The 14,324-nt window shown below is 61.6% G+C and carries 11 protein-coding genes and 2 pseudogenes; 5 read left to right on the plus strand and 8 right to left on the minus strand.

Going from position 1 to position 14,324, the window contains the following annotated elements; translation table 11 throughout:
- Positions 1-224: 224 nt before the first annotated feature.
- Positions 225-473 (minus strand): annotated as a pseudogene (locus tag V4R08_RS16395) (IS110 family transposase); the annotation flags it as partial.
- 201 nt (positions 474-674) lie between these two features.
- Here V4R08_RS16395 and V4R08_RS16400 point away from each other — a divergent pair.
- Both V4R08_RS16400 and V4R08_RS16405 read left to right on the plus strand, forming a co-directional pair.
- Complete coding sequence (locus V4R08_RS16400) at positions 675-1,640, plus strand: IS110 family RNA-guided transposase (RefSeq protein ID WP_335580435.1); 966 nt, start codon at positions 675-677, stop codon at positions 1,638-1,640.
- 143 nt (positions 1,641-1,783) lie between these two features.
- Positions 1,784-3,496, plus strand: coding sequence for a SulP family inorganic anion transporter (locus V4R08_RS16405; protein WP_335580436.1), 1,713 nt, complete (start codon positions 1,784-1,786; stop codon positions 3,494-3,496).
- Positions 3,497-4,171: 675 nt separating this feature from the next.
- On the opposite strand, the gene V4R08_RS16410 is transcribed toward V4R08_RS16405, so the two are convergent.
- Complete coding sequence (locus V4R08_RS16410; RefSeq protein WP_442935703.1) at positions 4,172-5,269, minus strand: NADH:flavin oxidoreductase/NADH oxidase; 1,098 nt, start codon at positions 5,267-5,269, stop codon at positions 4,172-4,174.
- Positions 5,263-6,045, minus strand: coding sequence for a thioredoxin TrxC (trxC, locus tag V4R08_RS16415; protein WP_335580438.1), 783 nt, complete (start codon positions 6,043-6,045; stop codon positions 5,263-5,265). Before trxC ends, V4R08_RS16410 begins: the two co-directional genes overlap by 7 nt.
- A gap of 130 nt (positions 6,046-6,175) precedes the next feature.
- Here trxC and V4R08_RS16420 point away from each other — a divergent pair, with 130 nt between their 5' ends.
- Positions 6,176-6,718, plus strand: a complete 543-nt coding sequence (locus V4R08_RS16420) for an MFS transporter (RefSeq protein ID WP_442935704.1) — start codon at positions 6,176-6,178, stop codon at positions 6,716-6,718.
- Between the two features lie 280 nt (positions 6,719-6,998).
- Here V4R08_RS16420 and V4R08_RS16425 read toward each other — a convergent pair whose 3' ends face one another.
- Both V4R08_RS16425 and V4R08_RS16430 read right to left on the minus strand, forming a co-directional pair.
- A complete protein-coding gene (locus tag V4R08_RS16425) occupies positions 6,999-9,341 on the minus strand; it encodes a relaxase/mobilization nuclease domain-containing protein (protein WP_335580439.1) in 2,343 nt (780 codons plus the stop codon).
- Complete coding sequence (locus V4R08_RS16430; RefSeq protein ID WP_335580440.1) at positions 9,338-9,763, minus strand: hypothetical protein; 426 nt, start codon at positions 9,761-9,763, stop codon at positions 9,338-9,340. The genes V4R08_RS16425 and V4R08_RS16430 overlap by 4 nt, the downstream gene beginning before the upstream one ends.
- 590 nt (positions 9,764-10,353) lie before the next feature.
- Here V4R08_RS16430 and V4R08_RS16435 point away from each other — a divergent pair.
- On the plus strand, positions 10,354-11,055 hold the full coding sequence (locus V4R08_RS16435) for an AAA family ATPase (protein ID WP_335580441.1): 702 nt from the start codon (positions 10,354-10,356) through the stop codon (positions 11,053-11,055).
- The gene (locus V4R08_RS16440; protein ID WP_335580442.1) at positions 11,052-11,465 is read left to right on the plus strand and encodes a hypothetical protein; all 414 of its coding nucleotides are present in this window, start codon (positions 11,052-11,054) and stop codon (positions 11,463-11,465) included. Before V4R08_RS16435 ends, V4R08_RS16440 begins: the two co-directional genes overlap by 4 nt.
- 370 nt (positions 11,466-11,835) lie before the next feature.
- Here the strand turns inward: V4R08_RS16440 and V4R08_RS16445 are convergent.
- From V4R08_RS16445 to V4R08_RS16455, 3 genes and pseudogenes are all read right to left on the minus strand, one after another.
- Positions 11,836-13,023: pseudogene (locus tag V4R08_RS16445) on the minus strand (extracellular catalytic domain type 1 short-chain-length polyhydroxyalkanoate depolymerase).
- 4 nt (positions 13,024-13,027) lie between these two features.
- Entirely contained in the window at positions 13,028-13,447 is a 420-nt protein-coding gene (locus V4R08_RS16450) for a ribbon-helix-helix domain-containing protein (RefSeq protein ID WP_335580554.1), read from the minus strand.
- A 383-nt stretch (positions 13,448-13,830) separates the two neighbouring features.
- On the minus strand, positions 13,831-14,049 hold the full coding sequence (locus V4R08_RS16455; protein WP_335580443.1) for a hypothetical protein: 219 nt from the start codon (positions 14,047-14,049) through the stop codon (positions 13,831-13,833).
- Positions 14,050-14,324: the final 275 nt, after the last annotated feature.

The raw sequence follows: 14,324 nt of genomic DNA on the forward strand, positions 1-14,324 counted from the left end.
CCGCCATTCGATCGGGTCGGCATTCACATCGTAACTTTCGAGGCGTGCTCAGACTTCACTCACGTTACCGCCCGCTGGATTGCTCGGCCGCCCAAAGCGACCTTTGTCACGAGGCTTCGATCCGTCCGATTGCTCGTCCAAACCGCTCGTCAGCTACCAGATCAATCGACAATTCTCTGGGTGGATCCTTCCTCCACTGGTAATGCGCGCCGTCGGGGCGCACCGAACGGCTTCACGTAAGCCGGCGCAATCAGCTTCACCTCGTGTCCCAGCCGACCAATCTCGCGCCCCCAATGATGAGCGCCACCGCAAGCCTCCATGGCGACCACGCATCGGGGCAGTTCGGCGAAGAAAGCAAGAAGCTGGTCCCGTCGAAGCTTCTTGCGCAGTACGACCGCGCCATTGCGATCAGCGCCATGCACTTGAAATACGTGCTTCGCCAGATCCAATCCGACTGTGATAATATGTTCCACGGACGCCTCCTCTGATGGTCTGCAACACCACCATCTTGCACAAACGATGCCGTGAGGGGCGTCCACATGGGGTAATCGCGGGAGCGAGTCGCCCCTGAATCAGTCCCAACCGACAATGGAAGCTAGTGGCTGTTCCCCGATAGGATGGAAATACGGGCTCACGACTAGACGCCGGGCCCAAGCATCGAATGGAGAACAGCCATGGAAGAATATATCGGTCTCGACGTGTCGATGAAAGAGACGGCAGTCTCGATCCGCCGAGCGGGCGAACGAATCTGGCGCGGCAAGTGCGCATCTGATCCCAGCATTATCGCCGAGCTCATCCGCAAGCGGGCGCCATCCGTGAAACGCGTGGTATTTGAGACCGGACCACTGTCCGTATGGTTCTATCATTCTCTGCACACCGAAGGGTTGCCGGCGATCTGCATCGATGCGCGCCATGCTAAAGGGGCGCTCGATATGGCGGCGAATAAGACGGACGCGAACGACGCCGATGGTCTGGCGCAACTCGCGGAAGTTGGGTTCTTTCGAGAGGTGCGGGTAAAAGGATTCGACAGCATGCTGACCCGCACGCTTGTCGCAGCGCGGACGCGGCTGGTCCGGATCACTACCGAGCTTTCCAACCAGATCCGCGGTGTCATGAAAACCTTCGGTCTGCTCGTTCCCGCCGGAAAGGGAAGCACCTTCGAGAAGAATGTGCGGAGCCTTCTTGCCGATCAGGACGGACTTGCATCGATCGTGTTAGCGATGCTGGAAGCTTGGCGTGGCATTCGCATCCGCGCCGCCGAACTCGGACGCCAATTGGTGCGGGACGCCCGCCAGAGTCAGGCTTGCCGCATCCTGATGTCGATTCCCGGTATCGGTGCGATCACCGCAACCTCCTTTACCACAGCTATTGAGGAGCCTGACAACTTCAGGAAATCCCGATCTGTTGGCGCGTGGATCGGCCTAACAACGCGCCGCTACCAATCCGGAGAAGTCGATTATGACGGCCATATATCACGACGTGGCGACCGCCATTTGCGAGGGCTTCTCTACGAAGCGGCGGCGGTCATTCTGACGCGCAGCTCAACCGACAGCACTCTGCGCACGTGGGGTCTGCAGCTCCGGAAGAGGATCGGCTTCAAAAGAGCTGCCGTGGCTGTGGCGCGCTACGTGGGAGCTTGAGACGCAGCTTAATAGGATCACCTCGCCTTATTTTGAAAAGGTATTGGCATACCCGAAACTGCTTCCTCTCGAGCTTAAAGTTTATTTCTAGACAAGGTTGCGTGATACTTTTGGTCGGGTAACACGCAGGTGCAATTGGCAAGATGCAAAGTACGGGACAGTCCCCGCTGTTCGCCTCCGTGCGCGGCTGGAGCCGCAAGGACCTGAGCGGTGATGCCTTCGCTGGCCTGACACTGGCTGCCATTGCCATCCCCGAGCAGATGGCCACCGCACGCCTCGGTGATCTCTCTCCCCAGGCCGGCTTCCTCGCTTTCCTGGCAGGCACCATAGCCTTCGCGCTGTTCGGCGCGAGCCGCCACATTTCCGTTGGGGCGGATTCCACCATCACGCCGATCTTCGCGGCGGGCCTCGTGATTCTGGCCGCGTCCGGTTCGCCCCATTACGAGGCGATGGCTGCGTTCCTTGCGCTAATGGTAGGGGCCACAGTATCGGCCGCCGGCCTGCTGCGGCTCGGCTGGGTCGCCGATCTGCTCTCGGTGCCGGTCACGGCCGGCTTCCTTGCCGGAATATCGGTCCATATTGTCACCTCGCAACTTCCTGAACTGCTCGGCCTGCACCCTGGAAGCGGCGACGTCTTCCACCGCCTCGCAGCGGTCTATGGCAACTTGGGTGAGGTCAATCCCTATAGTGCCGCCATCGGCATCGCCGTGTTCGCCGTTGTCGTCCTGTGCGAGCGCATCAGTGCGCGCATCCCCGGCGCGCTAATCGCACTCGCAGCGGCCACGCTGGTGGTGGTCGCCTTCGGTCTGCCGGCGCGCGGCGTCGCGGTCCTCGGCGCACTGCCGGCCACGTCGCCTGGCCTGCGCTTGCCCGAAGTGACGTTCGGAGACATGCGTACGTTGGTGCCGCTCACCCTTCTGGTTACCATCGTCATCATGGTCCAGACGGCAGCCACCACGCGCTCCTTCGCCGGCAGCGGTCCTTCTGGCTCTGACGACGTCAACCGCGATTTCATCGGCGTCGGCGCGGGCAGCCTGCTGTCCGGCCTTGTCGGCGCATTCCCGGTCAATTCCAGCCCACCCCGCACCGCCATCTCGGTCGAGACCGGCGGGCGCTCGCAGGTCGCCGGCTTGCTGGCCGCGGCCATCGTGCTGGCGCTTGTGCTGTTCGGCTCGGACCTTTTGAAGAACGTGCCGCAGGCGGCGCTGGCGGGCATCCTGTTCTTCGTGGCTATGCGTATATTGCGCTGGCAGACCTTCATGGCAACGCTGCGTCAAGCACCGACGGAATTCTTGCTGATCGTCACCACCGCGCTCGCTATCGTGGCGCTGCCGATTGAGATCGGCGTCGCCATCGGCATCGGTCTGTCATTGCTGCACGGGTTGTGGACCATCGCCCAGGCCAAGGCGATCGAGTTCGAGCACGTGTCTGGTACCTCCATATGGTGGCCACCGGATGGCAAGCCGACGGGCGAGCGGATCACAGGCGTGCTGGTAGTAGCATTCCAAGCGCCACTGTCCTTCGTCAACGCAGATCGCTTCCGCCAGGACTTCCACGCGATGGTGGGGGAGCGCGCGGGTAGCCTGAAGCACGTGGTGTTCGAGGCCAGCAGCGTCATCGACATCGACTATACTGCGGCGCAGACCTTGCGCGAGGTGATCACCTATTGCCGAGACGCCGGGATTACCTTCTCGATCGCTCGGCTGGAATCGGTCAGAGCACAGAAGGCGCTGGCGCGCTTCGGCATCGCCGCCATGCTGGGTCCGGCCGGGGTCTACCGCAGCGTCGACGACGCCGTAAGCGCGCTGACGCGTGGACAGGACGCAGTTGCTGTGCCGCCATCTGCCAAGGAATGAGCCAAGTCTACGAACGTCCTACCTGCCCTGCCTACCGATTTCCGTGAGTACTCTGCGACTCACACAGATGACGGTCGGGCTGCGCGAGGTGGCGCGGAAGCGCAAAAGGGTATCCGGACACGAACGCGCTCAACAAGTACTGGAGGGAGCGACCTCGCTCTTTGCGATACGGCGCCATTCGAAAACGGGCCGGAAGCAGAGGTACGACAAGGCACCTCCGCCGCGGACGCCGCCAAGACCGCTGAGAGGCAGGTCCGTCGTCTGCTGGATAAACGTGACGTCATCCCAGATCAGGCTCCCTTCTTGAAGAATGCCGTTTTGCTGTTGACGAGTGGTAGGCCCGGCGGAAAGAAAACATGAGACGGATAGTCTCATCCGAACTCCCCAACTTGCTTCTACCGCCGACGACCTGCTCTACGTTCAAACGCGATTGGGTCAATGCCGTTCCACCAGGTCGAATAAGATGGGGATGCGACGCGGCGATGTTTACGATGATATCGCTGCCGGCGAGCATGCACTTGATCGCGAGTTAGACGTCGCCATGTGTTTTCCGGTGCCAAAAGCACCTGTCGTGACGAGAGCTTTGCACCGGAAAGACGTATTTGGCTGGAGACGGGCGATAAATTCGTATGCGCTCAATGATTTTTGCAGTCATCGAATGGCCCCTACTCTTCATCATTCAAACAGGTTGCGAAAGCGACTGGGTTGGGTGCGCAGATATTGTTTCGGAACTTTTACTATGGCGCCCAGATGCGCTGCCGCGTGCCAGGGCCAGCGCGGGTCATAGATTATGGCGCGTGCGAGCGCGACGAGATCGGCATCGCCGGTGCCGACGATCGCTTCGGCCTGATCGTAACCGGTGATGAGGCCGACCGCGATGGTCGGCAGATCGGTGGCTGCCTTCACGGCACGCGCCAGCGGTACCTGATAATTAGGCCCCACCGGTATCTCTTGCGCGGGCGTTAGTCCCCCGCTCGATACATGGATGGCGTTGCAGCCGCGGGCTTCCAATGCCCTGGCACAGGCGATCGTCTGCGCGATATCCCAGCCGCCTTCAGCCCAATCAGTGCCGGAAACCCGAACGCTGATCGGCCTCTCGCGGGGAAATGCTGCACGCACGGCATCATACACTTCCAGCGGGAAGCGCATCCGGTTTTCCAGGCTGCCGCCGTAGTCGTCATTCCGTCGATTGCTGAGCGGTGAGAGAAACTGATGCAACAGATAGCCGTGTGCGGCATGGATCTGGACCGCGTCCAGACCGAGCCGCGCCGCCCGCCGCGCTGCCTCGGCAAACGCCTCGCGAACGACTGCGAGTCCCTGACCATCGAGGGCGACCGGAGGATGTTCATCTTTCATGTAGGGAATTGAGGAAGGCGCGAGGGTCTGCCAGCCACGATCTTCGCTCGGCTTGATCTGGGCGCCTCCTTCCCAGGGCACGCGCGTGGAAGCCTTGCGCCCGGCATGTGCGAGCTGGATGGCAATCGGCATATCCGAATGGCGCCGCACCATTGCGACAACACGGCCCAGCGCGTCTTCATGTTCGTCAGACCAAAGACCGAGGTCGTCGGGGCTGATCCGCCCCTCCGGCAGCACCGCCGTCGCTTCGATAATAAGAAGTCCAGCGCCCGAGAGGGCCAGGTTGCCGAGATGGATTACATGCCAGTCGGTGGCACAGCCATCGTCGGCCGAATATTGACACATCGGCGCAATCACGATGCGATTGCGCAACTCAAGCGAGCCAACCCTGTACGGCGAGAACAGCCGGCTCAAGATCTGTCTCCGATGGTACGACCTGGAAAATGCCGATGGCGTAACGCCATCGCATCTTCGATCCATTGAAGAAGCACGCTCTCGGGCCTCGCACCCGCGGTCCGTGCGATCGGCTGCCCCTTTTCGACAAGGACGAGGCTGGGGATGCTCTGAACGGCAAAGCGCGTGGCCAATGCCTGCTCGGCTTCGGTGTCGATTTTGCCCAAACGCAGGTGCGGCTCGACTTTCGCTGCGGTCGCCGCGATGCCCGGCGCCATCTGGCGGCAGGGCCCGCACCATCCGGCCCAGAAATCAATCAGAGGTGGAATATCGCTCGATATGGCATGCTTTTCAAAATTCGCCGAGTTCAATTCGACCGGCTGCCCTTGGAACAATGGATTCCCGCATTGTCCGCAACGTCCTCCGTCCGCCAGTCTTGCAGCCGGCAGACGATTGAGCGTTGCGCACGTGGGACACGCAATGACGAGGCGATCTCCATCCGTCATAGCCAGCCCTTTCGTCGAGCTCTTTCTGAAAGCTCGCCAGGCTCCCATGACGACGCGTGAAAAACGGCTATTTTCCGCACGCATCCGAATGACCCAGCCAATGCCTGGCAACACCGGCTTATGGTCGATAGCAGTCTGGTTTAAGGCCTCCCTCGGGGTAGCTCCGCCGAGATCCGCATTATTGCTGCTATAGTAATGTGCCCGATCAAAACCGAGTCCAGTAAAAAACGCGGGAGCAGAATGCTCAACGGAGTACTTCCGTCGTTCTGACCACCATGTTTCATTAGACCCCATGTTCGCGGCTGAGGGCTAGTGGCCCGCCCCACGGCAAGCTCCTATCGAGGGATGCGCCGGAAGGACCGGTGCCGAAGCGGCCACCTCGGCATGGAGCCCATTTCGTCACACCGCGTTCAGATGGCTGTGGATCGCTTCGGTCGTCGCCAATATCGGAGGCTGGATTTACAGCGCGGCTGCCGGCTGGATGATGACCGGTTTTGATGCGAGCCCGCTCATGGTCTCGCTGGTGCAGGTCGTAACCAGCCTGCCGATGTTCCTTTTTGCGCTGCCCGCCGGCGCGCTGGCGGATATTATCGACAAACGCCGATTCATCCTTGTCCTCGAAATCCTGGTGGCCATCGTCGCCGGGCTGTTTGCGATAATGGTCTCCGTCGACCGGGTAACCCCTTGGACGCTGCTGCTGTTCACGTTCTTGATCGGAACAGTGGAGGCTTTGGAGGCGCCCTCTTGGCAATCCATCGTGCCGCAGCTCGTTCCGAAGCAGGATCTTAGCCCAGCGATCGCCGCCAACAGCGTCGGGATCAATATCAGCCGCGCCATCGGCCCAGCGCTTGCAGGGGTTATCATTGCAGGGTTTGGCATCGCAGCCCCGTTTTGGCTCGTTGCGATCAGCAATTTTGGCGTGATCGGCGTTAGCGCGAAGCTGCGCACAATAGTTCGTCGCTCGTGAAGAATGCAGAAACCGTTCTGGCGGAATGATTTCGCGGGTTTTGCAAGTATTCGATATCGCCGGTTTTGGGGATGTCGATATCGATTTCCTTGCAATTTGATTTGGCGGAATCGGCGTGATTCCATGTCTCCGGCTGGGTTTGAGTCGGAGATATCGCGATGCTTCCGAAGGAGCGGCGAGACAGCGGACAGAATGCGGATGCTCTTCCGGTGTCTCCACACGCGGCTGCAATCGTATCAGCGATACTTTCTCACAAGGGCCGCTGCTAGAAGTTTGCTGTTCAGCGGTGCCTATGGCCTCTGATTGATTGAACGTTTGATTTTTCATTTTCTAGTTCGTGCACAATTTTTTCCTGTTCCGCGCGAAGCTTTGCCAAGGCATCGGTCTGGATCGAAGCTCTTGGCAAAGGCTGTGCCGGGTGCTCAGCGATTGCTTGTGCGGCTTCAATGGCGGCGGCGGCCTCGCGAGCTTCACGCGCTGCCGATTGTTGCAAACCAACGACAATTGCCCTTTCGGCCCTGAGCTCCTCCTGGGAGGCTGGGTCGATGCCACCGCGGGCCTCTTGCCGCCGTTCGGCGTCGATTGCCCGGTCTGCAAGGCGCTCCGCCGAAGTTGCCTCGCGCTCTTCCCTGATCTGAATTTCTTGCGCTCGCTCGACGAGCCGCTCGGCGTTCACGCCGACTATGGCTGCGACCTCCGCCCGGCTGAGCTGCTGGACGCCGCGTTCCTGTATGCGCTGGAGATCAATGCGATTGGCGAGTGTTTCCAAATAGCGTGCCGATGTCTCTCGAAATTGCTGCTTCGTCTCCCCATCCAGGAGATCGCTGGTCCGCGAAACCGCATCGTTCATGAGACGTAGATCCTGAGCCATCTGCTGCGATGTCATTGGCATTTCGCTCTCCCTGGTCAAAAACTCCACGCGCTTGCCGATCGTATGCAAGATGGCGCCGACGGTCTGCGCCATCAACAGCCGCTCGAGCATGTCCTTTGCGACACCATTAGAAGGCTGCTCGGCAGCTACAGTCGTCCAGGCGAGGAGGCTCTCGTTCACGACCTTGCGATCGGGCGCCGACATGGGAAGGCGGATGGGATTGGTTCTCGCCACCCGGATCCGCTGCCGCGCATTGTCGATGAGGCGTTGATTGAGGGGATCCGCGGCATAAGCGCGATCGCGGGCTTCTCGTGCGGGCCGCGGACAATCTGCGGCCTCGATGATTGCCTTATCCTTCGGGCCATAGCTTTCCGAGGAGGCGCGCTCCTTCGCCGAGGTCGCGACGATCTTCAGGCCTTCCGCCTGGGCATGTTGCGCATACACCTCGCGCCACTCCGCGAACGTGTCCCGATTGGGATGGATCTTTTGTCCGGATTCGTTCTTCACGGTAATAACGGCGTGAGCGTGGATATGCCCGGCCGATTCCTTATCCGTGTGAATGCCGAACATGAACTTATGGTCGGCAAAACGGTCGTGCAGGAACGCACGCGCCGCGTTGGTCAACGCGCCTACGTCTGTCCCGGCCTTGGCCGATATGATGAGGTGCATCGTGTCGCGCGCCGATTGCGAACGGAGCGCTGGCCCCCATTCCCGCGCTGCGAGGCGCGCGTCTGCGACGTTGGACAGGCTCTTGCCGCGGTCGTCGATTGCTGAGTCCTTCTCGACCAGCTTGTTGAGCCGGTAGGTGACGCCGTCGCGACCATGGCTGGTCGCCCCCGGCCGAATAGCCACAGCCTCCGCATTAACGCCCGCGGTCGCTTCGATCCTGGCGCGAACAGCAGCGTCGGATACGGAATCGAGGCGGCGTGGTCTGGCGTCATGTGCTTGATGGGCCGCCCGGGCGTCTCGAATTCGGAAGCGCTCCTTGCCGCTCCCGGCCATGGCGGCGACAACGTGCGCCTCGAGCTCGCCGGCGCCGTCGGCATCGATGTGAGCGGCATGACGATGTCCGGAGAAGGCGGCTGCGACCGCCTTCTCGTACGTCGCTCGGCCTTCGGTGGTATCTGGGACACCTTCAAGTTTCAGATGGAATGCGCCGACGTCCTGGCTTTCCGCACGCTTCGAAAAATCCGTCGACCAAGCCTTGATCTCATGGGCCACGTCTTCCCGGTCCGTCAGCGACCGCCCGTCATGGGTCTCGAGTGGAACATCTTCGCGCTGGACATACTGGCCGGTCGCCGTGGCGCGCGCGACGCCGCGCGCATAGGACACCACCTTGATGACGGCAGGCTGGTAGCCGGCAGCGAGCTGCCGAGCCCTGCCAAGATATCCGCGCTGCCCTCCCTCGCCCGAGCTCATTCCGATCCCGCTAGCGCCGAATCCTCCGGATATCGGGCTCGGCGCGTCACGCAGAGGCGCGGCTCCGGGACCTGCGCCGCCAGCTACGCCCGCAGCCGGGATCGAACGCGCCCGTTCCTCGTCCCTCTCGCCCGTGATTGTCGCACCGCGAATGATGTCTTGTGCCGGCGGCGTCTTGGGAAGCAGCGCGACGCGTGCCCGCCTCGCGCGAACGTCTTCATCCAAGACGCCGGGCCGGCGCGGCCGTCGACGTTCCGCCTGCGCCTCCGCGACTGCCCGACGCGCGGCATCGACCTGTTCAAACCACCAGACGATCTGCGCTGCGCGGCTCATGGAGTGGCCTCGTCGATGGCCGAGCGCAATGTCAACTTGGCCTCGCGCCGCAGCTTCGCCCCGTAGGCGACGGTCATTCCGGTCAGCTCGTCGTTGATCGCCGCGACGACCTCGTGCAGCCCTCGCCACACCGGCTCGGTGTCTTCGATGCGGACCGCTTGACCACGGTGAATAGCTTTCAGAACCTGCGCGAGGTTGCGGCCGACCATGCGCACCTGGCTCGCCAACTCCACGATAGCGCGGGTGTTTTCGGCCGACAGGGCTGGTCCGGCCTGAACGGAGGCCCGGATCAGCCGGCGCACCACTTCGGCTTTCGGCAAGCCGAACAATGCGACGGCCTCCCGTAGACGCTGCTCATCCGCCTCGGACAGCTCGGTCCGAAGCCTCGGCTTTCGTCTCGGTGCTGCGGCGGAGCGAGCCATCGGCGCTCCCCTCCCTTTCCGTTCGCACGGCTTGCCGGTCGTCAGACCGGCGCCGAATACGCCGGCATCGATGAGATGCCGGCCCAAGCGCGACAGCGCTTCCGGCTGCGCTCAGCAGCCGTTCCCCGGTTTGGCCCACAAACCGGTATCTTGTCAACCAATATCTAATACACTGAATGTTAGATGCTCAGCACATGAAGGGCGCTTGCGTCCGAAAGAGCTATCCGGATGGAGCCTCCAACCTATGGCGCGGGAGCGCCTCCAGCGCCTCGTCTGATTGCGGCGATACCGCAATTCCATAATGCCGCGGTGCGTCATGTCGCAATTGCCGCACAAACGGAATGCCGCAAGGAAGCAAGCAGGTAAAACCTCAACACCGCAAAGTCAGAATGCCGTAACATCGAAACATAGCAATATCGCATTCCAAAAGTACGGCAATGCCGTACACGCGCATTCGCGCATCTCCGCAACAACGTACTGCCTCCAGAACGCAATCACGGACTACCGGAATGGCACAATCCGGGGTTGTCGTATGTTCATTATGTTGTATGTTGTCATTGCGTCATTGATATCGCTGAGGGAGGAACCAGTTGCCGAGCATCTTCGCCGTGGCGAATCCGAAAGGCGGAAGCGGGAAGACCACGATCGCGATCATCCTCGCGGGCGAGTTTGCCAAACACGGATATTCGGCCGCCATCGTGGATGCCGATCCGCAGGGGTCCTCCTACCAATGGCATGCGTCTTCGGTCGCCCGCGGCTTGAGCCCGCAGGGCGTGGACCTGGTGCGCGCGCCTGACGAGAAAGCCCTCGCCCAGACGATCGATCGGCTCGATGGCTACGATGTCGTCGTCATCGATACCCCTGGCTACTATGGCGATGTCTTGATCCAGTCGACACTTCGCGCCGACCTCGTCGTCCTCCCTTGCAAGGTGCACACCTTCGACGCTTCGCAGGTCGTGCGCACAATCCGCAATCTCGAACAGCACGCGGCGACGTCAAAGCTGCCGATGAGCCAGCATCGCGTCCTGTTCAACGAATACGACAGCCTCGACAGAAACACCCGCCCCCTCAAGGAGGTTGTTTCCTATCTCGATGCGGAAAAGGTTCCCGTCTGCACGAACGCGCTGTACCGGCGCGTCACCTATCGCACCATGACAAGCGGACATGGCACGTTGTACCAGATGAACGACAAGGACGAAGCGATCAGGAAGGCCCGTTACAATGCCGACCAAGTGGTCCGCGAATTACTCGCGGCAAGCCAGGGCGCCGGCCAGGGCGATAGCGCCGCATGACGGATCCTGCCTCTGCACAGAAACCGAATCGCCCTTCCCTGCCCCGCGATGCGTTCCGCGCCCATCGGGTCAACACGTCGGCGCCCGATGCTCTCGCTGCCAAGCCAGTCGTCGTGACGCCGGCCTATGAAGATCAGGTCGTCATGCCAGCGTCGCACGCCGTCCCGACAGATGCTGCGCCCCCGCGAAAGCAGCCGCGCCCTCAAAAAACCCGCGATCGAAATCCATTCGACGCTTACGGTGAGCGATCATCATCTCGGCCTTATGCATTGCGGTTGCCCGATGCGATCGACCTTGTCGTCCGCCAAATGGCCGCCGAGGGACGGACACATCCGCTTCGGATCATCGATCGCATTCTGTACGACCACCTCAAACGAATCGGGCGTTTACCGCCGACTCACGAGACTTGACGGAAAGGTTCTCCCTGACGAGGCATTACAGAAAGAGTTTGCCGCAACGCGATACGCCGACACAATGGGAGCGAGACACACGGGATCGCCTTCACAAAATATCATCCGGGAGGGAAGACGCGAGGCCGTCCCGCTCACGGGGCCGCACCATGCCCTTACCGGCGTAGCGCCACCAGATCGACCAGACCGAGAATTCCCGAGGGACGCGGGAAGCCTTTCCAATCCGCGCGAGGGCCGTTACGCAGAGCTCCGGTGGCCGAGGGATGGCTTTGGAATCAAGACGATTGGCTAGGCTTGGTTCCTACATCGCGCCCGCCCTGCTGCGAACATCTTAATTCGCGTCCGTCCCCACCGGAATCGTGAAGTCCGACTACCCTTCGAGCGAATGCTCGAGGAAGAAACGCAGCATTTCTCTGGTCGCGTCCGGCCCTCGCGGATCGGTGTAGGAGCCGGCTGGACTGCCGCCCGACCACGCGTGTCCGGCACCATGAATGTCCCAGTGTTCGGACATCGCCGGCCCGTCCCCGTCGGTAAGGATGGTACGGGTATAGGCATGGCCGTGCGGGACTCGTCCGCGAAGCACCTTCCTTGTCGGACTGGTTGCTTTGGCGGACTGCTCAAGAATCCGGTCGCCGTTATTGGGATGCACCGTAGTGTCGCGATCGCCATGGAAAACGATGGTCGGTACGGGAGAGCCAGCCTTCCCAATTGCGCCGGACCCGTTTCCCTGTCGCATGGCGACGAATGCGGATGGAAGGTCGCTGGCGGCGCCGCAGGCCAGGCCGGAATGGATGCCGACAGACGCGTAGAGATCGGCATACGTCGCGCCCATGATGGCGGCGGCGGCCCCGCCGGCCGACAGACCCGCGACGTAGACGCGCTTCGGATCGATCGCATGATCCCGCATGATATGGCGGGTGATGCCGGCGATCAGCGAGGGTTCGCCCCCACCGCGCCGCTGGTCGCCCGAGCGGAACCAGTTTCAGCACTTCGCGTGGTTGGCTCCGCTCGGCTGTTCGGGATAGATCACGAAACAATTCTGCTCTTCCGCCAGGAAGTTCATCCGGGTGCCGGCAGCGAAATCGTCCGGCGACTGGGTGCAGCCGTGAAGCATGACGACCAGCGGAAGCTGTTGTCCCTGACAACGGCTCGGGGTGAATAGCTTGTAGCTCCGGCTTCCCGCCGCGTTGCTGAAGGTGCTCTCGATGAACTTTGTGCCATCGGGCACGATATCCGACGTGGACGGCGGAGCGCGTCCGATCGGGCCTCGCAGGCCAACCCCGGAAAACTTCCTCATGCCGTCGCGCGGCGCGGGACGTTTGAGCCCTTGAGTAGACGCGGCCTGCGCGACCGGCCTGCTTTCGCTCTCCTCGACGACGCGGGCCTTTGCGTCGATTGTCGGAGGCTCAAGCCTGGCGAGCGGAGGCGCGGCGCTGCGGGACGCCGGTGCTGGGTCACACTCGCCGCGGAGCATGCGCTGCAGGAGCGCGATGGCCTCGATCAGTTGACCGGCACGGGTGAGGCGGGTTGCTTCGCAAACCATGTTTTGATTCAGCATCGTTTCACCTCATCCTGTCGGCGAGAGCGGCCTTGACCGCGGGAGTGGCATGCAGGGCGCCCAGCACCGAGACCGAGGCGATGGTGGCGCGAGCCAACTCGGCTGTGACGTCCTGGGCGATGGTGGCCAGTCCCAGAACATTGATCTGCAGCATCTCGCCGGCGCGCTGCGCCGCTTCGAGATCCTCGCGGCTGTAATTTCGCAACCCAAGGTCCAGGCTCTTTCGGGCTGTGGATTGCCTGACGACGTCTGCATGGCGTTCGAGCTGGTTCCGGATGGCCGTCCGGATGAAATCGGTCCGGTTCGAATAGAACCCTTCCCTCACCATGAGATCGACGTGACCGAGGTCGACATAGCCAAGGTTGACCGTGATCTTCTCGGTGTCGGGCGTCCTGGGGCGCAGCTCGCGCACATTATCGGCCATAGCAACATCCATCTTTACCATCCAACAGGATGGTCTGCGGATGGTACTTAGATGTTCAGAAGCAACTTTCAAGGGGCCGGCAGAATGGCTCCGCTCCCAATCCGCGGAGACGCGTCTTGAGAATGGATTTCACGTCCCTGACGGTTTTCTCCCGGTATCAGGCGCACCTTATCCACCGACGCCGAATGACCTCATCGTCGATGGGCACGATCGAGACTTCGGATTCTGGCTTACAGTTGAGGGTTAGATCGAGGTCGCTCATACCATCTGCCGTCGGGAACCATCATCCAGTTCGAAGATGTGGCTCTCGGAATGGGACCGGGTCCCTCACGACGCGTTCATTCTCCGGCTCGGTAGGGGGGCTCAATGCGTTGCCCGATCGGCTACTTCTGTCCCGAGGGGGTCTGCGCGTTCGAGTTGGGTTTGGGCTTGTTGGCTTCGTGATGGCCGACCACACAGCCCGCCGCAGCGCCAAGCTTGCCGTGGCCAGCGATGTGGCCGGCAACGCCGCCGACGATGGCGCCCTTGATGCACCCCTTTGCCTCCGCCGGCGAGAAGGAGGTGAGTGCCAGCAAGCAAACCGAGGCGAAAATCACTTTCATGCTCATTCTCCGAGATCACGTTGGCCCAACGGGTCAAGTCCCTGGAAGAGGGCCAGTTCCTGCGGACCGATTCGGACTGAAAAACGGTCCGGCAGCCAGACCTCATTCGGTCGAGGAGGTGGAGCGAAAACACCCGCGACCTGTAGGGCGCGATGGACCTGGACGGGACGCGAGACAGTGTCTCGGAATCGGCCAGCGAGCTTAGTGGCAGACGGAACGCTAGTACCCGCGCTGCGCGGCGGCGTTCATCCTCACGACTACATCTTCCCGCGCGT

The sequence above is a fragment of the Nitrobacter sp. NHB1 genome (assembly GCF_036964665.1).
Taxonomy (GTDB): Bacteria; Pseudomonadota; Alphaproteobacteria; order Rhizobiales; family Xanthobacteraceae; genus Nitrobacter.

Coding starts and splice junctions, on each gene's coding strand:
- V4R08_RS16425 (WP_335580439.1), bottom strand. CDS start 9,341: ATGAGCCGCGCAGCGCAGATCGTCTGGTGGTTTGAACAGGTCGATGCC.
- V4R08_RS16400 (WP_335580435.1), top strand. CDS start 675: ATGGAAGAATATATCGGTCTCGACGTGTCGATGAAAGAGACGGCAGTC.
- V4R08_RS16450 (WP_335580554.1), bottom strand. CDS start 13,447: ATGGCCGATAATGTGCGCGAGCTGCGCCCCAGGACGCCCGACACCGAG.
- V4R08_RS16440 (WP_335580442.1), top strand. CDS start 11,052: ATGACGGATCCTGCCTCTGCACAGAAACCGAATCGCCCTTCCCTGCCC.
- trxC (WP_335580438.1), bottom strand. CDS start 6,045: ATGGGGTCTAATGAAACATGGTGGTCAGAACGACGGAAGTACTCCGTT.
- V4R08_RS16405 (WP_335580436.1), top strand. CDS start 1,784: ATGCAAAGTACGGGACAGTCCCCGCTGTTCGCCTCCGTGCGCGGCTGG.
- V4R08_RS16430 (WP_335580440.1), bottom strand. CDS start 9,763: ATGGCTCGCTCCGCCGCAGCACCGAGACGAAAGCCGAGGCTTCGGACC.
- V4R08_RS16455 (WP_335580443.1), bottom strand. CDS start 14,049: ATGAAAGTGATTTTCGCCTCGGTTTGCTTGCTGGCACTCACCTCCTTC.